This window comes from Variovorax sp. J22R115 (assembly GCF_030317005.1).
GTDB lineage: Bacteria > Pseudomonadota > Gammaproteobacteria > Burkholderiales > Burkholderiaceae_C > Variovorax.
In genome coordinates this window covers 122,424-145,247 of record NZ_JASZYM010000004.1, presented here as the reverse complement: position 1 = coordinate 145,247, position 22,824 = coordinate 122,424, and the positions used below count along the sequence as shown (strand labels likewise).

General features: G+C 66.0%; 22 protein-coding genes and 1 other RNA gene. 12 read left to right on the top strand and 11 right to left on the bottom strand.

Features of this window, described 5'->3' with window-relative positions; translation table 11 throughout:
• Positions 1-171 precede the first annotated feature (171 nt).
• The 5 genes from QTI04_RS08295 (at position 172) to QTI04_RS08275 (ending at position 4,322) form a co-directional block, all read left to right on the top strand.
• Positions 172-795, top strand: coding sequence for a hypothetical protein (locus tag QTI04_RS08295; protein WP_286615035.1), 624 nt, complete (start codon positions 172-174; stop codon positions 793-795).
• An 84-nt stretch (positions 796-879) separates the two neighbouring features.
• Positions 880-1,740, top strand: a complete 861-nt coding sequence (locus tag QTI04_RS08290) for an intradiol ring-cleavage dioxygenase (protein WP_286615034.1) — start codon at positions 880-882, stop codon at positions 1,738-1,740.
• A 53-nt stretch (positions 1,741-1,793) separates the two neighbouring features.
• Positions 1,794-3,317: an ATP-binding protein gene (locus QTI04_RS08285; protein WP_286615032.1), complete on the top strand. Its 1,524-nt coding sequence runs from the start codon at positions 1,794-1,796 to the stop codon at positions 3,315-3,317.
• Positions 3,314-3,997 carry a response regulator gene (locus QTI04_RS08280; RefSeq protein WP_286615030.1) on the top strand — a complete coding sequence of 228 codons (684 nt, stop codon included), beginning with the start codon at positions 3,314-3,316 and terminating at the stop codon, positions 3,995-3,997. Before QTI04_RS08285 ends, QTI04_RS08280 begins: the two co-directional genes overlap by 4 nt.
• Positions 3,998-4,052: 55 nt before the next feature.
• The gene (locus QTI04_RS08275; protein WP_286615028.1) at positions 4,053-4,322 is read left to right on the top strand and encodes a hypothetical protein; all 270 of its coding nucleotides are present in this window, start codon (positions 4,053-4,055) and stop codon (positions 4,320-4,322) included.
• A 21-nt stretch (positions 4,323-4,343) separates the two neighbouring features.
• On the opposite strand, the gene QTI04_RS08270 is transcribed toward QTI04_RS08275, so the two are convergent.
• Complete coding sequence (locus tag QTI04_RS08270; RefSeq protein ID WP_286615027.1) at positions 4,344-5,318, bottom strand: magnesium and cobalt transport protein CorA; 975 nt, start codon at positions 5,316-5,318, stop codon at positions 4,344-4,346.
• A gap of 67 nt (positions 5,319-5,385) precedes the next feature.
• Entirely contained in the window at positions 5,386-6,135 is a 750-nt protein-coding gene (locus tag QTI04_RS08265) for an SDR family oxidoreductase (protein WP_286615024.1), read from the bottom strand.
• A 161-nt stretch (positions 6,136-6,296) separates the two neighbouring features.
• Here QTI04_RS08265 and QTI04_RS08260 point away from each other — a divergent pair, with 161 nt between their 5' ends.
• Positions 6,297-7,217, top strand: a complete 921-nt coding sequence (locus QTI04_RS08260) for a LysR family transcriptional regulator (RefSeq protein ID WP_286615022.1) — start codon at positions 6,297-6,299, stop codon at positions 7,215-7,217.
• Positions 7,218-7,246: 29 nt separating this feature from the next.
• Here the strand turns inward: QTI04_RS08260 and QTI04_RS08255 are convergent, their stop codons facing one another.
• Positions 7,247-8,032 (bottom strand): slipin family protein, encoded by a 786-nt coding sequence (locus QTI04_RS08255; RefSeq protein WP_286615021.1) that lies wholly within the window; start codon positions 8,030-8,032, stop codon positions 7,247-7,249.
• A gap of 3 nt (positions 8,033-8,035) precedes the next feature.
• Complete coding sequence (locus QTI04_RS08250; protein WP_286615019.1) at positions 8,036-9,391, bottom strand: nodulation protein NfeD; 1,356 nt, start codon at positions 9,389-9,391, stop codon at positions 8,036-8,038.
• Positions 9,392-9,557: 166 nt separating this feature from the next.
• Between QTI04_RS08250 and QTI04_RS08245 the strand changes: the two genes are divergently transcribed.
• Positions 9,558-10,079 carry a tetratricopeptide repeat protein gene (locus tag QTI04_RS08245; protein ID WP_286615018.1) on the top strand — a complete coding sequence of 174 codons (522 nt, stop codon included), beginning with the start codon at positions 9,558-9,560 and terminating at the stop codon, positions 10,077-10,079.
• A gap of 18 nt (positions 10,080-10,097) precedes the next feature.
• Here QTI04_RS08245 and QTI04_RS08240 read toward each other — a convergent pair whose 3' ends face one another.
• Positions 10,098-11,102: a tripartite tricarboxylate transporter substrate binding protein gene (locus tag QTI04_RS08240; protein WP_286615015.1), complete on the bottom strand. Its 1,005-nt coding sequence runs from the start codon at positions 11,100-11,102 to the stop codon at positions 10,098-10,100.
• Positions 11,103-11,228: 126 nt separating this feature from the next.
• Here QTI04_RS08240 and QTI04_RS08235 point away from each other — a divergent pair, with 126 nt between their 5' ends.
• From QTI04_RS08235 to QTI04_RS08225, 3 genes are all read left to right on the top strand, one after another.
• A complete protein-coding gene (locus QTI04_RS08235; RefSeq protein ID WP_286615013.1) occupies positions 11,229-12,914 on the top strand; it encodes an MBL fold metallo-hydrolase in 1,686 nt (561 codons plus the stop codon).
• 10 nt (positions 12,915-12,924) lie between these two features.
• Positions 12,925-13,632, top strand: a complete 708-nt coding sequence (locus QTI04_RS08230) for an RNA pseudouridine synthase (RefSeq protein ID WP_286615011.1) — start codon at positions 12,925-12,927, stop codon at positions 13,630-13,632.
• Between the two features lie 543 nt (positions 13,633-14,175).
• Positions 14,176-14,685 carry a hypothetical protein gene (locus QTI04_RS08225; RefSeq protein WP_286615010.1) on the top strand — a complete coding sequence of 170 codons (510 nt, stop codon included), beginning with the start codon at positions 14,176-14,178 and terminating at the stop codon, positions 14,683-14,685.
• Positions 14,686-15,523: 838 nt separating this feature from the next.
• On the opposite strand, the gene QTI04_RS08220 is transcribed toward QTI04_RS08225, so the two are convergent.
• Both QTI04_RS08220 and rnpB read right to left on the bottom strand, forming a co-directional pair.
• Complete coding sequence (locus QTI04_RS08220) at positions 15,524-15,883, bottom strand: hypothetical protein (protein WP_286615009.1); 360 nt, start codon at positions 15,881-15,883, stop codon at positions 15,524-15,526.
• Between the two features lie 303 nt (positions 15,884-16,186).
• Positions 16,187-16,523: RNase P RNA component class A (gene rnpB, locus QTI04_RS08215), an RNA gene on the bottom strand.
• Between the two features lie 61 nt (positions 16,524-16,584).
• Between rnpB and cysK the strand changes: the two genes are divergently transcribed.
• Entirely contained in the window at positions 16,585-17,505 is a 921-nt protein-coding gene (cysK, locus tag QTI04_RS08210) for a cysteine synthase A (RefSeq protein ID WP_286600962.1), read from the top strand.
• A 71-nt stretch (positions 17,506-17,576) separates the two neighbouring features.
• Positions 17,577-19,235 (top strand): NAD(P)/FAD-dependent oxidoreductase, encoded by a 1,659-nt coding sequence (locus tag QTI04_RS08205; RefSeq protein ID WP_286615008.1) that lies wholly within the window; start codon positions 17,577-17,579, stop codon positions 19,233-19,235.
• Positions 19,236-19,296: 61 nt separating this feature from the next.
• Here QTI04_RS08205 and htpX read toward each other — a convergent pair whose 3' ends face one another.
• From htpX to pyrC, 4 genes are read right to left on the bottom strand one after another with little or no spacing between them, the layout of a single operon-like run.
• A complete protein-coding gene (htpX, locus tag QTI04_RS08200) occupies positions 19,297-20,172 on the bottom strand; it encodes a protease HtpX (protein WP_286600959.1) in 876 nt (291 codons plus the stop codon).
• A gap of 54 nt (positions 20,173-20,226) precedes the next feature.
• Positions 20,227-21,015: a DUF3025 domain-containing protein gene (locus QTI04_RS08195; RefSeq protein ID WP_286600957.1), complete on the bottom strand. Its 789-nt coding sequence runs from the start codon at positions 21,013-21,015 to the stop codon at positions 20,227-20,229.
• Complete coding sequence (locus QTI04_RS08190; RefSeq protein WP_286600955.1) at positions 21,012-21,749, bottom strand: NYN domain-containing protein; 738 nt, start codon at positions 21,747-21,749, stop codon at positions 21,012-21,014. The genes QTI04_RS08195 and QTI04_RS08190 overlap by 4 nt, the downstream gene beginning before the upstream one ends.
• The gene (gene pyrC / locus QTI04_RS08185) at positions 21,746-22,786 is read right to left on the bottom strand and encodes a dihydroorotase (protein WP_286615006.1); all 1,041 of its coding nucleotides are present in this window, start codon (positions 22,784-22,786) and stop codon (positions 21,746-21,748) included. The genes QTI04_RS08190 and pyrC overlap by 4 nt, the downstream gene beginning before the upstream one ends.
• Positions 22,787-22,824: the final 38 nt, after the last annotated feature.

The window sequence follows — 22,824 nt, the reverse complement described above, 5'->3', positions numbered from 1 at the left end:
ATCGTCACTCCTGGTTTCTAGGTCGTTCGAAGGCACCCGCCGAAAGCCGAAGCGATGGCGTGCGCCGGGATTGCGGAGAGATATTGAAGGCCCGATGAGGCGCGCGGGAGCTGTTGCGTCGGGAGCGGAGACAGGGACTAATGCGACGCATCGTCACCACCTCTCCCATGCATGAACACGGCCCAGATCGCCATTGCCACCTTCGTCTTCATCCTGCTTTCCGTATTCTGGCGCCTCTTGAATCAGCGCAGCGCGGGATCCGCCGCGGCGACGCGCCCCCGACCGACTCCCTCCATGCCGCGCGCATGCAACCAGGCCGACGTCCGGCAGCTGCTGCACCAGATGTCCGAGTCCATGCGCGCCCGGCTCCACGATGCCGGCATGGCGCTGGAGCTGAAGCTCCCCGCCGACCCACTTCCCGTACTCCTCGATCGATCCGGCATGCAGGAGGTCATTGCGCACATCGTCGAACTCGCCTGCCGCGCCATGAAGGCCGGGAGCACCCTGCATGTGCTGGGCCGGCTCGACGGCACGCAAGCCGTCGTCAACTTCATGGACTGCGCGCCGGGCACCGATGAGCCTCGTCTCGCACGATGTTTCGACGCGGCGTCTGCGCAGCGCGCGCGGCCCCGCGGCGACTGCGAATCGATCGCGAGCGTCGCCCTCTGCGCGCAGATAGTCGGAGAGCACCGGGGCCGCATCTACGCGGCGCCGTCGCCGCTGGGACGCCTGGGCATCACCTTGCGACTGCCGCTGCAGGGCCTTGCCGCCGGAGCTGCCCCAGCCCGGCTCTAGGGCCTTTGCACACGTTTTCTCCCAGATCGCCACGCACAGTCGGCCCATCGCGTACTTGGCGCATTCCGTGCAGGAGAAACTCAGATGAAAAAGGATTCACCGCCGACCGACGGCGGCAGGCGTCACGTGCTGGGCACGCTCGGTTCGCTGGGCTTGTTCGCGTTGGGCGGATGCGGCGGCGGCGGCACCGACACGTCGACATTGGCGCCGATCATGACCAGCGGCGTCTCCACCGCGGCCACCACGGCCACGACGGCGGCGACCACGAGCACCGCCGCCGACACGACCACGACCTCCAGCGCCTGCCTGGTCGTGCCCGAGGAGACCGCGGGCCCCTACCCCGCCGACGGCTCGAACGCCAGCAACAACAACTACAACGTGCTCGCCCTCTCCGGCATCGTCCGCTCGGACATCCGAACCAACGTCGGCGGCACGGCACAGGTCGGCGGCGCGCCCCTGACGCTCACCATCACACTGACCAACACGAAGACCAGTTGCGCGCCGCTGGCCGGCTATGCCATCTATCTGTGGCACTGCACGCGCGAAGGCACCTACTCGGTCTACACCACGCAAAGCCTGAGCGACAACCACTTGCGCGGTGTGCAGGAGACGGATGCGAACGGCACGGTCAGTTTCATCACCGTCGTGCCAGGCTGCTACGCAGGGCGCATGCCGCACATGCATTTGGAGATCTATCCGAGCCTGTCGAACGCCAAGTCGGCAGGCCGCAAGGTCAAGACCACGCAGTTGGCCTTCCCGACAGAGACGCTGCGCGCCATCTACAACAATGCCGCCGGCTATTCGCAGAGCGTCGCCAACCTGAACGCGACCAGCTTCGCGACGGACAACGTGTTCAGCGACGGCACCTCGCTCGAGATGGTGAACTTCAGCGGCGATGCCACCAGCGGCTACAGCGCGAACATCGCCATCGCGATATCGGCCTGACCGGCTCTGCCCGCAGGCATGCCGCACAATGCGGCTCGCCGCCGGCCGCCACCATGCCCCGCCTGACGCTGTTTCGAAAGATCTTCCTTGCGCTGGCGGTGCTGCTGCTGGCCCTGCTGCTGATCTTCGCGGGCTTCTCGCGCCTCGGGTTGCAGCGCGGGCTCGGCCCGTACGTCGCGGAGATAGAGATCCGCCGCATGGACTGGCTCGCCGAACTCCTCAAGAAGCACCACACGGAGAAAGGCAACTGGGACACCCTGCGCAATGACCCGCGCGCGTGGCACGACTTGCAGATGAGCGGTTTCGGGCCGATGCGGGACATGCGGCCGCCTTCGTGGCAAGGCGGCCCGCCGCCGCGGGATGCGGGTGGGCCTCCGCCCGGACCGCCACCCGATCTGCTTCCTTCGCGCCGCATGCCGCCCCCGCCCCCGGATCCTTCCAGCGGTCCTGGCGGCAATCCGGATTCCGTCTACCAGCGCCTGGGCCTCGTTGACAGCAAAGGCGCCTGGGTGGCCGGCGCCAAGGTCGACCCGTCGATCGCCGCTCGGCTCCCGCTGCGCGATGGCGACCGGCTGATCGGCACCCTTCTCCTCGCGCCGCTGCAGGGGCTGGAGAGCGATGCCGACCGCGCCTTCGTCGCGCGGCAGTCGAGCTTCGTCATCTGGACCGGCGTGGCGGGACTGGCCATTGCGCTGCTGCTCTCATGGCTGCTGGCGCGCCGATGGTTCGCGCGCATCGACGCACTGACGCAGGGTGCGCAGCGCGTCGCGCAGGGACGTCTGGATGCGCGCGTGCCGGTGCATGGCCAGGACGAACTTGCCCTGCTGGGCCGCACCTTCAACGACATGGCCGAGCGTCTCGATCACATCGAGGCTTCGCGCCGCGCCTGGCTGGCGGACGTCGCCCACGAGTTGCGCACGCCGCTGGCCGCGATGCGTGCCGAGATCGAGGCGCTGCAGGACGGCATTCGCAGCTTCGACGACAAGACCGCGCTTCGATTGCACCGCCAGGTGATGCGTCTCGGGCAACTCGTCGACGATCTGCGCAGCAGCATGCGCGAGCAGGACGATGCATCGCCGCCCTTCGCGCCGGTGTTTCCACTTGCGCTCTTGAAAGAGGCGCTGGCGCTCACGCGCGAACGCTTCGCACAACGCGGGATCCTGCTCGATGCTCGCGCGCTCGACGTGCTGGCGGCCGATCACCAGCCGCTGATGCATGGCGACGCGCGCCGGCTGCACCAGGCTTTCATGAACCTGATCGAGAACACGCTGTCCTACACGGACACCGGTGGCCGGCTGCAGATCGGCGCGCACGTCGACAGCGACCCGGGCGCGCAGCGGCTGGTGCTTCAGTTCGACGACAGCGCGCCCGGCGTCGCGCCCGGCGAACTGCCCCGCCTGTTCGAGCGCCTGTTTCGCGCAGAGGGCTCCCGCAACCGGGCACTTGGCGGCTCCGGCCTCGGATTGGCGATCTGCCGCGCCACCATCGAGGCGCACGGGGGTTCGATCGACGCAGCGCCGTCAGCGCTCGGCGGATTGCGCATCACCGTGACGCTGCCGCTGGAGGGAACGTCATGACCCGCATCCTGGTCGTCGAGGACGAGGACGACATCGCCTCGGTGCTCGTGGACTACCTGCGGCACGCCGGCTACGACACCGAGCGCGTCGCCGACGGCGAGAGTGCCCTGGAGCGCATGGTCGCGAATCCGCCGGATCTCACGCTGCTCGACGTCATGCTGCCGCGGCTGGATGGCATGGCGGTGCTCCAGCAGGCACGGCAGCACACGGCCCATCCCGTCATCATGCTCACCGCCCGCATCGAGGAAGTCGACCGGCTGCTCGGCCTTGAACTGGGCGCCGACGACTACGTATGCAAGCCCTTTTCGCCACGCGAGGTGGTCGCGCGCGTGCGTGCCGTGCTTCGTCGCAGCCCTGCCGGCGATGCATCGCCACCGATCCCGAAATGGCTGCTGCTGGACGACGCTCACTGGCGCGCGACGCTCGACGGCGCGCCGCTGAGCCTCACGCGCCTCGAATTCAGGCTGCTCCAGGTGCTGTCGCGCCAGGCGGGCCGGATCTTCTCGCGCTCGCAATTGCTGGACCTCGCCTACGAGGACACCGCCGACGTGACCGAGCGCGCGGTGGACAGCCACATCAAGAACCTGCGCCGCAAACTGGCCGCGGCCGGACCGGCGCACGACTGGATCCGTTCGGTCTACGGCGTCGGCTTCGCGTTCGAAGAGCCCGGCGAGGCCTGAAGCTCCCCCATTCCTCCGAAGTTGCCCGCGACCATCGGCAGCAAGGAGATTCCAGATGAACCGAACCCAGGGATGGGGCCTGCTGGCCCTCATCGCCATTCTTCAAGGCTGCGTCATGCCGCCGCCCCCTCCGCCGCCACGGCCACCACCGCCCCACCATCGCGAAGGACGGCCGCCACCGCCTCCGGAATTCATGAAGGCTTGCGAAGGACGGCAGGAGAGCACCAGCGTGCAGATCGCGGGGCGGCGTGGCGAGCCCATCGACGGCATGTGCCAGCGCACTCCGGATGGCCGGCTTGTCTTCGTGCCTGCACCGCCGCACTGAGGCCAAGGGCGCGCCAACTGCTCAGACCCAACCCGCGCGCCTGAAACGGTAGTACAGGTAGCCGCAGCAGCCGACGATGAGCGCCAACGCGACGGCGTAGCCGTAGCGCCAGTCCAGCTCAGGCATGTTCTTGAAGTTCATGCCCCAGATGCCCGCGAAGGCGGTGCACACCGCGAAGATGGCAGCCCAGGCGGCCAGGCGCTTGGTCACCTCGCCGTCCTCGATGGTGACCATCGAGAGGTTGACCTGGATCGCCGTGCCGATCGTGTCCCGGATCGCATCGATGGAGGCGTTGATGCGGCCGAGATGGTCGACCACGTCGCGAAAATAGTCCTGCGATCCCAGGCAGATCTGCGGCACCCGACCGCCGTACAGCCTGCTGGCGCCTTCGAGCAGCGGCGCGACCGCGTGCTTGAGCACCGTGAGGCGCTGCTTCAGGTCGTACAGCCGCTTGATGCTCTCGCGCGCCGCACCCTTGGTGAAGATCCGCTGTTCGATGGTTTCGATCTCGACTTCGAAGGCATCGATGACCGGAAAATAGCGGTCGACCACCGCGTCCATCAGCGCGTAGAGCACGAAGCCCGGGCCGTGCCTGAGCAACTCGGGTTCCCGCTCGCAGCGCTCGCGCACTTCGACGAAGCCGTGCTCGCTGCGATTGCGCACCGACACCACGTAGTTGTGCCCGACGAAGACATCGATCTCCCCGATGCCCAGCCTTGCCGCCTCCGGGTCACCCGGCGCCAGCAGGTGCATGACGGCGAAGAGCGAATCCTCGTACTCCTCGACCTTCGGCCGCTGATGGCCATGCTGGGCATCCTCGACCGCCAACGGGTGCAGGCCGAACTCGGCCTGAAGCTCGTTCAGTTCTTCAGGCGTCGCATCGTGCAGCGCCACCCACACGAAGCAGCCGGGCAGCGAGAGGTAATCGCTGATTTTCGAGACCGGAATGTCGGCGAGCTTGGTGCCGTCCTCGTAGACGACGCAGTTGATGAGCATGCGAAGAGCCCGGGCAATGACGATGACGGGACCATCTTGCCACGGGCTCGCGCCGGCGCCGCACGGATCAGAGCTGGCTCATGCCGCCGTCGACGATGATTTCGGTGCCGACGATGAAGGCGGACTCCGGCGCTGACAGATGCAGCACGGTGGACGCGATTTCATCCGGCGTGCCGAAGCGGCCCAGCGGAATTTGCGCCTGGATCTGCGCAGCGGTGGCTTCCAGCGCCGCCGAGTCCAGGCCCAGCTTGCCGTAGAGCGGCGTATGCACCGGGCCCGGGCTCACCACGTTGACCCTCGCGCCCCGCGGCAGCAGTTCGGCCGAGAGCGTCTTCGCCAGCGAGATGACCGCCGCCTTGCTGGCGGCGTAGACGGCGCTGTTCGGCATGCCGATGTGCGCGTTGATCGAGCCGTTGATCACGATGGAAGCGCCTTGGTCCAGCAGCGGGGTCAGCGCCTGGATCTGGAAGAAGACGCCCTTGACGTTGATGTCGAAGGTCTCATCCCAGAAGGCTTCGGTCACATCCGCCAGGCCGGCGAACCGGGCAACGCCCGCATTGAGGAAGACGGCGCTGAGCTTCACGCCATGGCCGGAGAGGGCCGCCGCAAGTTCCTTCGCCGATGCCGGCGCGCCCGCATCGTTGCGGATGGCCAGGGCACGCGGGCCAAGTTCGGCCTGCGCCTTTTCCAGCCCCGCGGCGTCGCGCCCGGTGACGATGACCCGCGCGCCTTCGGCGGCGAAGGCCTTGGCGGCTGCGAGGCCGATGCCGCTCGTGCCGCCGGTGACGAGGACTGTCTTGTCTTGAAAGCGATTCATGGTGTGAACTCCAGTGGTTGCGGTGGATATACCGTGATGTGAATGGTCCGCTTTCAGGCCCTCTTTGACGTACAACGGCCGCGACGAACACGTGCGAAGGCTTCGAACATGTGGAGCCCACCATGCCATGATCTCGCCCAACCCGTTCGAGGAACCCGAAGATGCTGTCAGATGACGAACTCGCACTGCTGGAGGCCATTCGGGAAAGCGGCAGCCTCTCCCGCGCAGCCGCCCGGCTGGGGAAGGCGCCTTCGACGATCTCGCATGCGGCCCGGCAGCTCGAGGAAAGATTCGACGCACTGCTGTTCGACCGCCGCCGCTACCGCTTGCAGCTCACACCCGCCGGGCAACTCCTCGCACAGGAGTCGACGAGACTGGCGCTGGATGTGTCGCGGCTCTCTCAGCGTGTTCGGCAGGTCGCCAGTGGCTGGGAGGATCGTCTGTGGATCGTGACCGACGAAATCATCGAGTTCGAGTCGCTGCTCCCGGTGATTGCCGCCTTCGATGCGCTGGAGTCCGGCGTCCCGTTGCGTGTGACGCACGAAGTCCTCAAAGGCACCTGGGAGGCGCTGCGGGACGGCCGCGCCGACATCGTCGTCGGGGCCACCAACGAGCCGCCCGCCATCCAGGGGCTGCGCTGGTTCGAACTCGGCGTGATGGATTGGGTGTTCGCCGTTTCGCCGCGGCATCCGCTCGCCCAGGCGAAAGAGCCGCTGGGCCGCGACCTCGTCACCAGCCACCGCGCCGTGGTGGTCGCTGACTCGTCGCGCAGCACCGAAGGCAGCGCCTATGGCATCCACGGCGGCCAGGCGACGCTGGCCGTGCCGACCATGCACGCGAAGATCCTGGCGCAGCGCGAAGGCTTCGGCGTCGGCTGGCTGCCTCGGCAGCGCATCGCTTCGCTGCTGCAGCGCGGCGAACTGGTCGAGAAGAACACCGCCGACCCGCGCGAGCCCAACCTCCTCTACGTCGCCTGGCGCGGCGACCATGAGGGCCGTGCGCTGGACTGGTGGCTGGAGCAGTTCAAGCAGCCGCGCCTTGCGAAGCGGCTGGTGCAGGGCCTGGACACGTTCGTGCGCTGAGCTAGAGTGGAAGCTGGCCCGTCACGTCCTCACGCGTCGGAGCCTCCAGGCTTGCGGTTCACCCCCTGCAGCAACAGCCCGATGAGGTCCATCGGCAACGGGAACACGATGGTCGAGTTCTTGTCGGCCGCGATCACGGTGAGCGTTTCAAGGTAGCGAAGCTGCAGCGCCTGCGGATGGCGCCCCAGGATCTCGGCCGCCTCGGCCAACTTCGCGGAGGCCTGCAACTCGCCCTCGGCATGGATCACCTTGGCGCGCCGCTCGCGCTCGGCCTCGGCCTGCCGCGCGATCGCGCGCACCATGTTTTCGTTCAGATCCACGTGCTTGATCTCAACGTTGGTCACCTTGATGCCCCAGACGAAGGTCTGCGCCTCCAGCGTCTTCTGGATGTCGAGATTGAGCCGCTCCCGCTCGGCCAGCAGGTCGTCGAGTTCGTGCTTGCCCAGCACCGCGCGCAAGGTGGTCTGCGCGAGTTGGCTGGTGGCCTCGAAGTACTTCTCGACCTGGATGATGGCCTTCTCGGGGTCGATGACGCGAAAGTACAGCACCGCGTTCACCTTCACCGAGACGTTGTCGCGGGTGATCAGGTCCTGGCTCGGAATGTCGAGCACCATCACGCGCAAGCCGACGCGCACCATCTGCTGGATGCCGGGAATCAGGATCACCAGGCCCGGCCCCTTGACCTTCCAGAAACGCCCCAGCTGGAACACCACGCCGCGCTCGTACTCGCGCAGGATGCGCAGCGACGCCGCTGCGAGCATCGCGCCCAACAAGACGATGAAGCCGATGAACACGAAGCTGAAGTTGATGAACATGCGTCACGCTCCGGCCGGGCTCTCCTGGATGTCCTCGGCCACCTGCAAGGCGAGGCCCTGCACGCGGGTCACGCGAATACGCCGGCCGGGGCGCAAACCTTCCGCGCCGCGCACCTTCCAATAGTCGCCCTGGATCTGCGCCCAGCCTTCCCCGTCCGCGAACTCCACCAGTTCGCCGGTGGCACCGACCAATGTCGAGACTCCAACCGCCGGCGGACGCCGACGCGTCCTGGCCGCCACGCCCCCGATCACGAGGATGAATAGCGCCGAACCGACGGCCAGCAATCCGATGAGCCAGAGCGGCACGCCGAAGCCCGGCACGTCGTTGTCGATCAGGAGCAGCGCGCCGATCGAAAACGCCGCGACACCGCCGATGCCCAACACGCCGAAGGTCGGCAGGAACGCCTCCGCGATGAGGAAGGCCACGCCCAGCAGGATCAGCCCCAGCCCCGCGTAGTTGACCGGCAGCATCTGCAGCCCGAAGAGCGCCAGCATGAGGCAGATGGCGCCCACGACGCCGGGCAGCACGAAGCCCGGATTCGAGAACTCGAAAAGCAGGCCATAGACGCCCAGCATCAGCAGGATCAGCGCCAGGCTCGGCTCGGTGATGACCGACAGCAGCCGGCTGCGCCAGTCGGCCTCGATTACCAGCAGCTCGGCGTTCTGCGTCGCCAACCGCATGTTGCCTTCGGCGGTGCGGACTTCGCGGCCGTTGACCTGCTTCAGCAGGTCGGGCACATCCTTCGCGATGAGGGTGATGACGTTCTTCTGCAGCGCCTCCTGGGCCGAGAGGCTGACCGATTCGCGCACCGCCTGTTCGCCCCAGTCCGCATTGCGCCCGCGCAGTTGCGCGAGGCTGCGGATGTAGGCGGATGCATCGGCAAGGCGCTTGGCCGTCATCGCGTCATCCGGCCCCTTGCCGGAGGATTCCGGCTTGCCGGCCGGCGCGGCCGGTGTCGGCATGCCGATGGCGACCGGTGTCGCGGCGCCGAGATTGGAGGCCGGTGCCATGGCGGCGATGTGGCTGGCGTAAAGGATGTAGGTTCCTGCGCTCGCGGCGCGTGCCCCATTCGGCGCGACGTAGGTCGCGACCGGGACCGGCGAGGCAAGGATGTACTTGATGATGCTGCGCATCGAGGCGTCCAGCCCGCCGGGCGTGTCGATCTGGATCACGGCCAGCCGCGCGTTCTCCGCCGCAGCCAGCTTGAGCCCGCGGCGCACGTAGTCGACGGAGGCCGGACCGATGGCGCCGTCGAGATCCATCAGAACGACGCGGCCGGGTCGTCCGGTCGAGGCGGCGGGAGGCACGGCTTGGGCTTGGACCACTCCCGCCGCGACGGCGAGGAGGACCAGTCCCATCAACCATGTTCTGGCGGACCTCATCGCTTCATTCTAGGGAGCGCGCGCGGCGCTGTCACATGTCGCATCCGGGTGTTGACACCTGTTCACCGCAGGATTCGAATGCAGCCAAAGCCAACAGCGATTCGCGAGGCGGGGCGGGGAGGAACGACCTGGAGCACTCATCATGCGCAAGAGAGCATTGGCAACGGCGGCGTGCCTCGTTTTCCTGAGCCTTCCTGCCTGGCCCGCGGGCGGCGGCGGCGGCGGCGGCGGCGGCGGTGGTGGGGGTGGTGGAGGCGGCGGGGGCGGCGGAGGCGGGACCGAGGTGAAGAACCTCGATCCCAACTATGTCGCCGGGCAGGCCGCGATCAAGTCGGAACAATGGACCGACGCCATCGGGCGCCTGACGCTGGTCATCCAGATAGATCCGAACAACGCGGACGCGTGGAACCTGCTGGGCTTCGCCTACCGCCACACGGGCGACATGGACAACTCCTTCAAGCACTACGAAAGAGCGCTGCAGCTCAATCCCAAACACCGGGACGCCCACGAATACATGGGCGAGGCCTATCTGCAGGTCGGCCGCGTCGAGGACGCGGAGAAGCATCTGAAGGCGCTCGACAAACTGTGCTGGCTACCCTGCGAGCAGTACACCGAGTTGAAGGAAAAGATCCAGGACTACAAGAAGTCGCACAGCAAGAGTTGATCCGTCGGCCCTGCTCGCTCAGTCGATGCTTATGTTGGCGGCCTTGGCGACCTCGGCCCATTTCACGCGATTGTCGTGAACGGTCTGCTTGAACTGTGCGGGCGTCTCGATGCGCACGGTGTTGCCCTGGCCTTCGAACTTCTCGCGGAGTTCGGGCTGCTCGAGCACGGACTTGATGGCGATGTTGAGCTTGTCGACGATGCGCGGGTCGGTGCCCTTGGGCGCGAAGATGCCGAACCAGATCGAGCTGTCGAAACCCTTGGTACCCGGGATGCCACTCGATGCGATGGTCGGCACTTCCTTGATGGCCGCCACCGGATTCGCCGTGGTGACGCCCAACAAGCGCACCTTGCCCGCCTTGTACTGCGGGAGCACGGTCTGCACCTGGTTCATGATGCAGCAGGTCTCGCCACGGACGACGGAGGTGATGGCCTCGGGACCGCCCTTGTAGGGCACGTGCACCATGTCCAGGCCCAGGCGTGAATTGAATTCGGCAAAGGCCATGTGCGTGCCCGCGCCGTTGCCGGTGGACGCGTAGTTGTACTTTCCGGGATTCGCCTTCACCAGATCGACGAACTCCTTGAGCGTCTTCACGTTCATCACGTCGGCGTTGATGGTGAGCACGTTCGACACGTCGAGCACGGGCGCTACCGGGATGAAGTCGGCTTCGACATCGAAGGGCAGCTTCTTGTAGAGCGCCGCATTGCTGCCGTGCGTGGCCGCGGTGCCGAAGGCGAGCGTGTAGCCATCAGGCCTGGCCCGCGCCACGTACTCGCTGGCGATGTTGCCGGCCGCGCCCGACTTGTAGTCGATGATGACCGGCTGGCCGAGCTTGTGCTGCAGCGGCTCCTGGATGGCACGGGCCACGACGTCGACGCCGGAACCGGCCGGGAATCCCATGATCATGGTGACGGGCTGCTGGGGCCAATCGGGCTGCGCAAGGGCCACGGGCGCCGCGCCGCACAGCGCAATGGCCGAGAGCGCGACAAGACGCCGCGCGCGGCTGGAGAGAGAATCGGACATGACAGTCTTTCGAGACGGATGAGCAGGCCGGAATTGTGGCGTTTTGCTCATGAAGGATCGTGTAGAAGCTTATGCACACGGTCGCCGCACGCGGACTTTTCACCCCACTCCCGATAATCGCGACCCATGGTACGCCCCACCCAACTGATTCATCCCCAACGCGAACCGGCGCCCGTGCGTGCCGCCGCGACCGTATTGCTGCTGCGCGATACGCCGGAAGGCGTCGAGGTATTGATGACGCGGCGCTCATCGACTGCAAGCTTCGCGCCAGGCGCCTACGTGTTCCCTGGCGGGCGCATCGATGAAGGCGACACGACCGCGCGCGCCATCGCCACGCGCCGCCGCACGCAGAGCCGGGTGCAGCTCACGCAGGCCATCGCCGCCGTCCGCGAGAGCTTCGAGGAACTGGGCGTGCTGCTCGCTCACCACCCCGACGGCCGGCCGGTGAGCGCCGAGGAAGTCGCCGTCATGGACCGCAGCACCGCCACGACCACCGTGGCCTTCGCCGACCAGTGCGTCGAACGCGGCCTGCTGCTGTCGACCGACAAGGTCTACACATTCGCGCACTGGATCACCGACCGCGACCTGCCCAAGCGCTTCGACGTGCCCTTCCTCGTCGCCCGCATGCCTGAAGGCCAGACGCCGGCGGCCGACGAGACCGAGCAGTTCGAGCCCTGCTGGGTGCGGCCCGCCGATGCGCTGGAGCGCCACGCGGCTGGCACCTTCTTCATGATCTACCCGACGCTGCGCACGCTCGAAAGGCTGGCCGCCTACAAGACGGTCGACGCCGTGCTCGACGCCTGCGCCAACCGCCCTGCCGGCGAAGGCCCGTTGTGGACCAGTTGTCCGCGCGCCGGGATGCTCGCAGGACAGGAAGCGCGCTACATGGAAACCGACTCGCCCTACGGCGAGCTCGCGATGGTCAGCCCCGACGGCCAGATCGTGCACGCGCTCGACTGGCAGTGCGAACATCCCGTGCCCTTGCTGAAGAACGTGCAGCGCCTGACGGCGCCCAACCCGAGCGCGATGACCGGCCCCGGCACCAACAGCTACATCGTTGGGGACGCCGCCACCGGCTACGTCGTCATCGATCCGGGGCCCAACGACTTCGACCATATCGGCCGCCTGTGGCGCACGACGCGTGGCGACATCCGCATGATCGTCTGCACCCATTCGCATGCTGACCATTCGCCCGGCGCGCTGCCCTTGCAAAAGCTGTGCAAGACCCAGCCACCCATTCTCGGGCTGGCCTCCGCGCCGACGGCACGCTCCACGGCGCGGTTCACGCCCGATCGCGAGCTGAAGGACGGCGAGCGCCTGGTCCTGTCCCCGCAGGCGTCCGCCGCCAAGGAAGAAGCCGCGGCGCACACCCACACCCTGCGCGTGGTGCACACCCCGGGCCATGCGGCCAACCACCTGTGCTTGGTTCTCGAGGAAGACGGCCTATTGTTCTCCGGCGACCACGTGCTCAACGGCAGCACGACCGTGGTCGATCCGCCGGACGGCAACATGAACGCCTATCTCGATTCGCTCGACAAGCTGGACGCCACCTGCGCCGCGGGCGGCGTCGCGTTCATCCTGCCCGCCCACGGCTACGTGCTGGGCGAGGCGCGTGCTGCGATCGCCTACCTGAAGGCGCACCGCCTGAAGCGCGAAGCCAAGATCGCCGCCGCCATGCGCGAACTGCCCGAGGGCACGCCGGAGGACTGGCTGCCCATCGCCTACAGCGACGTCCCCGAACGCATGTGGCCCGTGGCGGCTCGCTCGCTGGCGGCGCACATCGAGCGCATCCAGCAATTGACCCAGCCATGAGGATGCCCCTGTGACCGAAGCCGACGAAGGCATCCGCCTGGCCAAGCGCGTCGCCGCGCTCGCCGGATGTTCCCGGCGCGAGGCGGAACTGCTGATCGAAAACGGCGCCGTGCGCGTCGACGGCGAACCGACGCTGCTGCCGCAATCGCGCGTGCGCCCCGAACAGTCGGTCGAAATCGAAGCCGGCGCTCGGCCGCAGCCCGTGGTGCCCGTCACCCTGCTGCTTCACAAGCCCGCCGGCATGCCCACCGACAACGCCCACCGCCTGCTGGTGGCTGCCAACCATCACGAACCCGAACGCGCCGGCCTGCGCTTCCTGCCGCGCCACGTCGCGGCGCAGCGCTGCATGACACCCTTGGAAACCGGCGCGAGCGGCCTCGTCGTCTTCACCCAGGAGTGGCGCGTCGAGCGCAAGCTGCAGGAAGACGCCGGCATCCTCGAACACGAGGTCATGGTCGACGTCGCCGGCCCGGTCGGTCCCGAAACCCTGGCGCGCCTCGAACGCTCGCCCGCCCGCGTCAGCATCGGCCAGCAAGCCGAAGGCCACACCGGCCTGCGCTTCGCGCTCAAAGGCGCCCGCCCCGGTCAGATCGCCCACATCTGCGACGACGCCGGCCTCCAGATCCTCGCCATGAAGCGTATCCGGATAGGCCGAGTCCCTTTGGCCGGCCTGCTCCCCAACCAGTGGCGCTACCTGACCCCCACCGAACGCTTTTAACAGGGGAAAGAGGTCCGCCGGAACGGCCGGACCTGTTCGGAAGGGCCGCCGCGCCCGGCAGGAGGTTAGCGAAGCGAAACGAAGTGCGCGAAGCCTGGGGGCGAGGCAAAAAAGGTGTGAAGCCCGCCTTCCGAAAATTTACTCTTTTCGGGGTCTGGCTAAGGGCTCGGGCAATCGCCGCGTTGGATAGCCTGTTGTAGACGGAGCTTAAATCCCGGCGCGCCGAGGAGGTCCATTGCCTCGGGGGATGAGTAATTGGGAATAGGGCATTGGAGACTCCAATTCGAGAGGGGCGCTATATACGCCGTGCATCGAGAAACGTCTAGTCTTTTTGCCAAATGAGCGCAAATTGAATTTCGTAAATAATATTACCGTTAAATTAACATAAATACGCACCGAAGACGAAGCCGATGCACCAGCTTTGGGCAATTTTATGCACGGGACTTCAAATTTCACCGTACTTACAAAAAGCACCCAAAAGTTCTCATCGCATTTAGAAAATCGGGATGACACTGCCACTCCACCAACTTGGAGGGGATTCCCATGAGAGCACTATTTAACGCACGGCCCGTGCGGGCCACTGCTTTTGCCTTCGCTGCCGTATTGGGTCTAGCAGGCCCCGCTTTAGCAGCCGACTTCGATTACGTTATTCCCAAGGGAACTGCGTGCCCGAACTTTGACCTGAGGGCTCAGGGCACAGGTGGCAATCTTGTGACCAAGGAATGGCTAGACGAAAACGGCAAAGTTGTGAAGTCGATAACAGGGGGCAAAGGTTTTCAACTGACGTTCACCAATGTCTCAAAGCCAGCGAACGTTCTCACATTGAAGTCGAGCGGGTCGGTAACTAAGACAGCTTACAACAATTCTGATGCCACTTCTACGATGTCAATTATGGGGCATAACGTCCTCATAATGTACCCAACCGACGTGCCGCCGGGTCCGACCACCACGCTTTATGTGGGGCGGGTCTCATTCACAATTGACGCTAACCAAGTATTCACGATTTTAACGACGAGCGGCAAGTCAACCGACATTTGTGCTGCCTTGGCATAAAGGCATGTAGCGCTGCATATTTTGCATGCAATGCATATTCGACCTGACGGCGGACACAGCCGCCGGATGGCCCCCACCGCCGTGAATGCTCCGCATTCAACTCAGCTGCCGACCGACCTCACCTCCCATACTGTGGCTGGAGGCTGGATGGTTGATTGGAATTGAGTCAAGCCATTGACCGGAGGATTAGCCCGAGATATGGCGCGGCGGCTCAACGTGAAGAACGTCGCGTCAAGATTGTCCTTGCAGGACAGTAACTTAGCTGGCCGTCACTAGGCAAAGCGACTAGACAGTATTAGCAATTCTTGGCCAAACTCCGTCTACGACTGACCTTTCAAGCAATTCTGGCTCAATGCTCGAAGCAGCCCTTTTCGGATGTAGGAAAGCATGGTTTTTCCCCCTTGAATCTGAGCTTAAATATCTTTAGCTCATAGTCGAGCGGCACCCCTTCGAGCAGAGCCGCGGCCATGAAATCGTTCTCCATAATGAAACTCGCGCTTGCCCACGTCCCGGTGCTGCCACTTTCCGAATGGCTTCGGTTCGTCGTCAACTCACATATGGCTCTGCATGAGATTAACTATCGAATAGGGATAGCACGCTCCCGAAAGAACCACATCGAATTGATTAACTACCCACCACCCACCTAATTACGTGGTGACCGGCTTAATTGCGGCTAACACTTCGGATTGTCTAAATTTCAATGCGCGCCCGAATTTATAGGGCTGCGGTAGATACGACTTGCGGCGGTATTTGGCGATATAGAGCGCATTGGCGTCCTTGTAGCCAAGGATGAACGCAGCTTCCTACGCGCTTATGAACTCGCGGGTCGGCTCGATCTTCATGCGGCCTCCGCCTTATAGGTGGCACTCTTGCGCGCGGACCAGCCCCCGAAATCGCTTCTGGAACCGAGTTCCAGAATGTTCTTGTACGCGGCGATGTAGTTCTTGGCCTGACGGGAGCCCACCCCCTTGTCGGTGGAGTCGTCCGCGATGAAGTCCATCGCCCCCGAGGCGATGCCCTCGTCGATGGTCTCTTGGCAGACGGAACTGGCCTCATTCTCTCGATAGAAGCGCAGAGCGTCGATGCATAGGTCGGCGCTGCGAATGACCATCGCGTGCGCCCACTGGCGTGGAAGGTAACGTGGGTAGGGGTACTGGTTCGGCTCGTACAGGCGTGCGTCCTCGCCGTAGTCGGGCATGGCTGTCCTCGAATGCGGCCCCACCACTCGGCCAGTCACCAGAATGGGCGACGATGCATCCGAGGTTTCAGGAGCACCACAGGGAACTGCTCGTACGCCTACGCGGCGCATCCAGCATTGCCCTTCGGGGTGGTGTCCCGGTTGAGCCCATCGGCCCGACCATCGTACTGACCCCCGCCTCGCTCGGCTCAAGGAAAAGTTTCTTTCAGGGCCTGTCCACTAGCCGCCTAGTTGTCCTAGCGGTTTGCCTAAGTTCAGCCTCAAACTTGAGACCCCCAGTTCACTCGGGGACGGCGATGAAAAGTGTGAAGCCCGCCTATAAGCCGGATTCTGTGCACCAAGGCCACTTGCGAGACCTCGGCGTGACCGCCATTACTCTGGGCCGTTTGTCGCCAAACGGCTCGGTGCCACCTACCCGCCAGCTCTGCGGAACCACATCGACGCTGGCCTACTTGGTGTTGCTGCGCGCAGAGATTGCCCGTTTCACCCGGCCTGGGTTGCCCCCGGCCGACTCGTCTCTGTTGCTCTGATCCTCACCTCACGGTGGAGAGCCGTTAGCTCCTGCGCTGTCCTGTGCAGTCCGGACGTTCCTCCAGTGCGCTCTTTCGAGACATGCACCAGCGGCGGTCCGGCGTGCTTCACCGGGCGATTATCGCCACAATGGCGGTCCAATTCTGTTCCCCCGGGCCCAAGGAGATTGCATGAAGGCAAACACCATTCTTCAAACCATCGGCAACACGCCGCACGTCCGCATCCAGCGCCTGTTCGGCCACGCGACGCAACAGGTCTGGATCAAGTCCGAGCGGGCCAACCCGGGCGGTTCCATCAAGGACCGCATCGCGCTGTCGATGGTCGAGGATGCCGAGCGGTCCGGCGCGCTGAAGCCCGGCGGCACGATCGTGGAGCCTACGTCCGGCAACACCGGCATCGGCCTTGCGATGGTCGCGGCCGTCAAGGGCTACAAGCTGATCCTCGTGATGCCCGACAGCATGTCGGTCGAGCGCCGCCGGCTGATGCTGGCCTATGGCGCGACCTTCGACCTCACGCCGCGCGAAAAGGGCATGAAAGGCTCGATCGCCCGCGCCGAGGAAATCGTCGCCGGCACCCCCGGCGCATGGATGCCGCAGCAGTTCAACAACCCGGCCAACGTGGCGGTGCACGAAAGCACCACGGCTGAGGAAATCGCAGCCGACTTTCCGGAGGGCATCGACGTGCTGATCACCGGCGTGGGCACTGGCGGCCACATCACCGGCTGCGCCCGAGTGCTCAAGAAGAAGTGGCCGAAGCTGCAGGTCTTCGCGGTCGAGCCGGTGGCCTCGCCCGTGATCTCCGGCGGCCAGCCATCGCCTCATCCGATCCAGGGCATCGGCGCGGGCTTCATCCCGAAGAATCTCGATACCGAGCTGCTCGACGGCGTGCTCCAGGTCGATGCCGAACCCGCGCGCGAAATGGCGCGCCGCTGCGCCCGCGAGGAAGGCATGCTGGTCGGCATCTCGTCCGGCGCGACCCTCGTCGCGATCGCGCAGAAGCTGCCCTCGCTGCCGCCCAACGCCGTGGTGCTGGGCTTCAACTACGACACCGGCGAGCGCTACCTGTCGGTCGACGGCTTCCTGCCGGCCTGACCCCGCACCGGCAGCGCCACGCAGCGTTGCCGATAATCGGCGTCCCTGCTTGATAAACACAAGCCCACGACATGCTGAGAATCTCCGAAATCAAACTGCCGCTCGACCACGACAGTGCGGCACTCCCGAAGGCCGTCGCCACCACGCTGGGCATTTCCCCCGAGGCGGTGAGCGACATCTACGTCTTCAAGCGCAGCTTCGACGCCCGCAAGGCCGATCTGCTGCAGGTCTACATCGTCGACGTTGCGCTGGCCGATCCGGCGCTCGAAGCCCAGGTCCTTGCCAGGTTCGCGGAGAACCCGCGCGTCGGCCCCACGCCCGACATGACATGGCGCGCACCGGCGCAGGCTCCGGCTGAACTGCCTCTGCGGCCGGTGGTGATCGGCTTCGGTCCCTGCGGCATCTTCGCCGCGCTGGTTCTGGCCCAGATGGGCTTCAAGCCCATCGTGCTGGAGCGCGGCAAGAGCGTGCGCCAGCGCACTAAGGACACCTGGGGCCTGTGGCGCAAGAGCGTGCTCAATCCGGAGTCGAACGTGCAGTTCGGCGAAGGCGGTGCCGGCACCTTCTCCGACGGCAAGCTCTACAGCCAGATCAAGGATCCGCGCTTCCTCGGCCGCAAGGTGATGGAAGAGTTCGTCAAGGCCGGCGCGCCGCCGGAGATCCTCTACGTCGCGCACCCGCACATCGGCACCTTCAAGCTGGTGAAGGTGGTGGAGAACATCCGCGAGCAGATCGTCGCGCTCGGCGGCGAGATCCGCTTCGAGCAGCGCGTCGTCGACGTGCTGATCGAGGACGGTCCGAAGGGCAAGCACCTGCGCGGACTCACCGTGCTCGACCAGCGCACCGGCGAGCGCAGCGAGATGCGCGCCGACCACGTGGTGATGGCGCTCGGCCACAGCTCGCGCGATACCTTCGAGATGCTGCACGAGCGCGGCGTGCACATCGAGGCCAAGCCCTTCTCGATCGGCTTCCGTGTCGAGCATCCTCAGGGTCTGATCGATCGCGCCCGCTGGGGCCGGCACGCCGGCCATCCGCTGCTCGGCGCGGCCGACTACAAGCTGGTGCACCACGCGGGCAATGGCCGCTCCGTCTACAGCTTCTGCATGTGCCCGGGCGGCACGGTGGTGGCCGCGACCAGCGAGCCAGGCCGCGTCGTGACCAATGGCATGAGCCAGTACTCGCGCAACGAACGCAATGCGAATGCGGGCATCGTGGTGGGCATCGAGCCGCGCGACTATCCGGGCTGGGAAGACGGCCGCATCGGCCCGGCGCTGGCGGGTATCGCGCTGCAGCGTCAGCTGGAATCCAACGCCTTCGTGCTCGGTGGCGGCGACTACCGCGCGCCGGGCCAGTTGGTCGGCGACTTCGTCGCGGGCAAGCCGTCGACGGCGCTCGGCAGCGTCGAGCCGTCGTACAAGCCGGGCGTGACGCCGGGCGACCTCCACGCCGCGCTGCCCGCGTATGCCATCGAGGCGATGCGCGAAGCCTTCCCGGCCTTCGGACGCAAGATCAAGGGCTTCGACCTGCACGACGCCGTGCTGACCGGCGTCGAGACGCGCACGTCCTCGCCCATCAAGATCGCGCGCGGCGAGGATTACCAGAGCCTCAACGTGCGCGGGCTGTATCCGGCCGGCGAAGGCGCGAGCTACGCGGGCGGCATCCTGTCGGCGGGGGTCGATGGGATCAGGGTGGCCGAAGCGGTGGCGTTCGGCATCACGCAAGCCGACTGATACGTTCGGCCCCGCCCACGAAAAAGCCGCCCGAAGGCGGCTTTTTTGCTGCAGCGGCCGATCAGCCCTGTGCGTTCTGGAGCGCAGCGATGCGCTCCTCGATCGGCGGGTGCGTTGCAAACAGGCTGCCGAGCTTGCCGGTGATGCCCATCGCCTCGACCGACTTCGGCAGTTCGCCGGCCGGCAGGCCGCCCAGGCGGGCCAGCGCGTTCATCATCGGCTGCTTGCGGCCCATCAGCTGCGCGGCACCGGCATCCGCGCGGAATTCGCGCTGGCGGGAGAACCACGCCACCACGATCGCGGCGGCGAAGCCGAGCACGATGTCGAGCACGATGGTGGTCACGAAGTAACCGATGCCGGGACCGGAAGAACGCTCGTCGTTGCGGCGCAGGAAGCTGTCGACCGCATAGCCGATCACCCGCGACAGGAACACGACGAAGGTGTTCATCACGCCCTGGATGAGCGTCATCGTGACCATGTCGCCGTTGGCGACGTGCGCGACTTCATGGCCGATCACGGCTTCGACCTCTTCGCGCGTCATGTTCTGCAGCAGCCCGGTCGACACGGCCACCAGCGACGAGTTCTTGAACGCGCCGGTGGCGAAGGCGTTGGGCTCGCCCTCGAAGATGCCGACCTCGGGCATGCCGATGCCGGCCTTGTCGGCGAAGTTCTTGACGGTCTGCACGATCCAGGCCTCGTCGGGCGATTGCGGGTCGTTGATGATCCGCACGCCGGCCGACCACTTGGCCATCGGCTTGCTGATGAGCAGCGAGATGATTGCGCCACCGAAGCCCATGATGAGCGCGAAGCCCAGCAGCGCCGTGAGGTTCAGCCCGTTCGCCGTGAGGAAGCGGTTGACGCCGAGCAGGCTGGCGACGACGCCCAGCACCGCCACCACCATGACGTTGGTCAGGACAAACAGAAGGATGCGTTTCAAGTTGGATTCTCCGTGGGGAAACGAGGTGCACAGATGGGGGCCGGGCGGCGCTCTTCAAGCGCCACCCTGCAGGGCCGTTTGGGTTGGACTTGGTTCTGGGACCCTGCGCGGACGAAAGACCTCCGAGTCATCATAGAAGGAAAAGTTCTCGTTTTGCTTCCACCAGCCGGGCACACCCAGCACTGGCAGCGGCACGAAAGGCTTGGTCGCAAGATGCGCCGAGTCCAGGGCCGAGATGATGGATGCATCGTCGGCCTTGATCGAGGGAATATCCCCCGGTCCCATCAGGACATGCGCGGTGGCCGCCTTCCTCGGCGACGCCAGCTTCTCGAGCAGCGCATGGCCGAAGACGAGCAGGCGCGCCTCGCGCCACAACCCACGCCGGGCGACGAAGAGCCGCTGCCAGTCCCGCGCGATGAGCGCCTCCCACAACGCGGGCGGCGCTTCGAGCACGGCGCCGTTTTCATCGAACAGGGTCAGCGCATCGCGCAACGGGCCGCGCGTGGCGCCGACGCCGGCACGCGCGATCTCGGTCGCCTGCAATTCGTTGAGGCGCCGCTTGGCTTGCGGAAAATGCAGCCAGACCAGGCCGTTGAAAAGATCGTGCAGGTTGTCGCGCGTCGGGACGCATGCGGTGCGAAAAATGAAGGCTTCATACGCTTCGCCGACCGGTGCGCTGTCCCCCGGCACGAATCGCAGCGGACCGGCGGGCAGGTCGATGGCGACCGACTCGGCGGACAGGGTTTCCGCCACGCCGGCGCCCTGCCCGGCGCTCTCCAGAACGCGCGCGGCTCGTGGCGCGTAGGGGGCCAACCAAGGCTGCGCGGCGTCGGCGGGATTCACGACGGCACGGGGCCGACGTACTGCACCTTGTTGGGCGTCTTCTCCGGTGTCAGCAGGAACAGCTCGGGGTGTTTCTTGAAGAGCTTCGGCGAACTCGCGCTCTTGCCCAGCAGCTTCGCGGCGCGCAGCCGTTCCGCAGCCACGTTGAGTTCCACCTTGTTGCCCATGCCCAGTTCGGCGACCGCGTCGAGGATGCGGATGACCTCTTCAGGCAACACCGGCGCGGGCGGCGCGGCCCTGGGCGCCACGGCCTTCACGCGCCGCGGGGCCCGCTTGGCAGCGGTCTTCGCCACCGCCGCCTTCGGTGCCTGATGGTGCTGGAGATCGATGAAGCTGTCGTAGATCGCCACCGTGTCGTCGCCGGTCTTGCCCTGCTGGCCGATGCCGCAGACGCGGCAGCCTTTTTCGCGCAGCCGGATCACGAGCGGCGCGAAGTCCGAATCGGAAGACACCAGCACCGCGATGTCCGGTCGCTCGGCCACTGCGAGATCCATGGCGTCGACCGCGAGCGCGATGTCGGTGCTGTTCTTGCCGGCGGAGAGATTCACCATGGGCCGCACCGAAAGCCGCTTGAACAGGCCTTGCTGCTTCATCGCGGTCTCCGCGTTGCAGTAGGCGCGCCGCACATGGATGGCGCCGTGCTCGGTCATCGTCCGCTCCACGGCCTGCTCGATCACGTCGGCGGAGACGTTGTCGGCGTCGATCAGCAGCATCACACGCGGCGGCGTGTTCACGCGAGCCTCCAGGCGACCGTTTCGCCGCCGCGCAGCGGCTTCAGTGTGGCGTCGCCATAAGGCACCGTCTCGGGGACGGTCCAGCTTTCGCGGCGCAGCGTGATGGTGTCGGCGTTGCGCGGCAGGCCGTAGAAGTCGGCGCCATGGAAGCTCGCGAAACCTTCCAGCTTGTCGAGCGCACCCGCGTTGTCGAAGGCCTCGGCGTACAGCTCGATCGCGGTGAGCGCTGTGTAGCAGCCGGCGCAGCCCAACGCATGCTCCTTGAGGTGTGCGGGATGCGGCGCGCTGTCGGTGCCCAGGAAGAAGCGGTCGCTGCCGCTGGTCGCAGCCTCGACCAGCGCCACGCGATGCGTCTCGCGCTTGAGCACCGGCAGGCAGTAGTAGTGCGGTCGGATGCCGCCGGTGAAGATGGCGTTGCGGTTGTAGAGCAGATGGTGCGCGGTGATGGTGGCGGCGGTGAAGCGGCTCGCATCGCGCACGTACTGGGCGCCCTCCTTCGTCGTGAGGTGCTCGAACACCACCCTGAGTTCGGGGAAGTCGCGACGCAGCGGGATCATCACGCGGTCGATGAACACGGCCTCGCGGTCGAACAGGTCGATCGCCGGATCCGTGACTTCGCCGTGGATGAGCAGCAGCAGGCCGTGCTTCTGCATCGCTTCCAGCGTGGCGTAGGTCTTGCGGATGTCGGTCACGCCGGCATCGCTGTTGGTGGTCGCGCCTGCGGGGTAGAGCTTGAGTGCTCGCACGCCTGCCGCTGCGGCGCGCTCGATTTCATCGGGCGCGAGCTTGTCCGTGAGATAGAGCGACATCACTGGCTCGAAGCGGACACCAGCGGGCACCGCTTCGAGGATGCGTGCACGGTAGTCGATGGCCTGCTGCGCCGTGGTCACGGGCGGGCGCAGGTTCGGCATGATCAGCGCGCGGCCGACCTGGCGTGCGGAATGCGGCACGACGGCTTGGAGCGCGGCGCCGTCGCGCACGTGCAGGTGCCAGTCATCGGGGCGGGTGATGGTGAGGGTGTCGGCTGGGCTAGTCATGGGCAGGATTGTCCCATCGCCGTGCGCGGCCCCGCGTG

What these genes read in the sequence shown, in the direction of transcription:
- pyrC (WP_286615006.1), bottom strand. Translation starts at nt 22,786, where the DNA reads ATGACTAGCCCAGCCGACACCCTCACCATCACCCGCCCCGATGACTGG.
- QTI04_RS08280 (WP_286615030.1), top strand. Translation starts at nt 3,314, where the DNA reads ATGACCCGCATCCTGGTCGTCGAGGACGAGGACGACATCGCCTCGGTG.
- QTI04_RS08250 (WP_286615019.1), bottom strand. Translation starts at nt 9,391, where the DNA reads ATGGGACTGGTCCTCCTCGCCGTCGCGGCGGGAGTGGTCCAAGCCCAA.
- QTI04_RS08265 (WP_286615024.1), bottom strand. Translation starts at nt 6,135, where the DNA reads ATGAATCGCTTTCAAGACAAGACAGTCCTCGTCACCGGCGGCACGAGC.
- QTI04_RS08205 (WP_286615008.1), top strand. Translation starts at nt 17,577, where the DNA reads ATGCTGAGAATCTCCGAAATCAAACTGCCGCTCGACCACGACAGTGCG.
- QTI04_RS08240 (WP_286615015.1), bottom strand. Translation starts at nt 11,102, where the DNA reads ATGTCCGATTCTCTCTCCAGCCGCGCGCGGCGTCTTGTCGCGCTCTCG.
- QTI04_RS08260 (WP_286615022.1), top strand. Translation starts at nt 6,297, where the DNA reads ATGCTGTCAGATGACGAACTCGCACTGCTGGAGGCCATTCGGGAAAGC.
- QTI04_RS08275 (WP_286615028.1), top strand. Translation starts at nt 4,053, where the DNA reads ATGAACCGAACCCAGGGATGGGGCCTGCTGGCCCTCATCGCCATTCTT.
- QTI04_RS08245 (WP_286615018.1), top strand. Translation starts at nt 9,558, where the DNA reads ATGCGCAAGAGAGCATTGGCAACGGCGGCGTGCCTCGTTTTCCTGAGC.
- QTI04_RS08285 (WP_286615032.1), top strand. Translation starts at nt 1,794, where the DNA reads ATGCCCCGCCTGACGCTGTTTCGAAAGATCTTCCTTGCGCTGGCGGTG.
- QTI04_RS08225 (WP_286615010.1), top strand. Translation starts at nt 14,176, where the DNA reads ATGAGAGCACTATTTAACGCACGGCCCGTGCGGGCCACTGCTTTTGCC.
- QTI04_RS08235 (WP_286615013.1), top strand. Translation starts at nt 11,229, where the DNA reads ATGGTACGCCCCACCCAACTGATTCATCCCCAACGCGAACCGGCGCCC.
- QTI04_RS08270 (WP_286615027.1), bottom strand. Translation starts at nt 5,318, where the DNA reads ATGCTCATCAACTGCGTCGTCTACGAGGACGGCACCAAGCTCGCCGAC.
- cysK (WP_286600962.1), top strand. Translation starts at nt 16,585, where the DNA reads ATGAAGGCAAACACCATTCTTCAAACCATCGGCAACACGCCGCACGTC.
- QTI04_RS08290 (WP_286615034.1), top strand. Translation starts at nt 880, where the DNA reads ATGAAAAAGGATTCACCGCCGACCGACGGCGGCAGGCGTCACGTGCTG.
- QTI04_RS08295 (WP_286615035.1), top strand. Translation starts at nt 172, where the DNA reads ATGAACACGGCCCAGATCGCCATTGCCACCTTCGTCTTCATCCTGCTT.
- QTI04_RS08220 (WP_286615009.1), bottom strand. Translation starts at nt 15,883, where the DNA reads ATGCCCGACTACGGCGAGGACGCACGCCTGTACGAGCCGAACCAGTAC.
- QTI04_RS08255 (WP_286615021.1), bottom strand. Translation starts at nt 8,032, where the DNA reads ATGTTCATCAACTTCAGCTTCGTGTTCATCGGCTTCATCGTCTTGTTG.